This is a genomic window from Arthrobacter sp. Y3223164 (genome assembly GCF_059091005.1).
The window spans coordinates 1-483 of sequence record NZ_JBNHGF010000838.1 but is presented as its reverse complement, the minus strand read 5'-3'; the positions used below and the strand labels follow the sequence as shown (position 1 = coordinate 483).

The following is a 483-nucleotide window of genomic DNA, read 5'->3' as shown; positions in this document are numbered from 1 at the left end:
GGTCCGGGACCGTCCGGCGATCGCCGCGACGGCGGCCGCGGCGTCCGGTTTCCGGCCGTCTTCGAGCTCGTCGGCCGGGGACTGGGAAGAGGCTGTCTGGGTCATACCCTCGATTTTAGCCCGTGGGTGCGGCACAGCACGACGACGGAGGTCACGTTACGCTGCCGCCCCGGACCGGCGCGGTGGTTCAGAGCAGGACGAGGTCGTCCACGTGGATGACTTCGCGCTCGTACTGCCGGCCGAGCGACGCGGCCAGCTCCCGGGTGGAGCGGCCCAGCATGCGCGGGAGCTCATAGGAGGAGAAGTTGACGAGGCCGCGGGCGACCACGCGGCCGTCGCCGTCGGCCAGCTCCACCGGATCCCCCGGTTCGAAGTCGCCCTTGACCGAGACGACGCCGGCCGGCAGCAGCGACCGGTGCTTCTCGCGCACGGCCTGCACGGCGCCGTCGTCCAGCACTAGCCTGCCCTGCACGGAGGCCAGAT

The 483-nt window shown here is 71.8% G+C and carries 1 protein-coding gene; it reads right to left on the bottom strand.

The window, feature by feature from the left end; all coding sequences use genetic code 11:
- Positions 1-187: 187 nt before the first annotated feature.
- On the bottom strand, positions 188-483 hold a 296-nt coding region (locus AC5RUJ_RS18300), incomplete at its 5' end, for a PUA domain-containing protein (protein ID WP_494156526.1).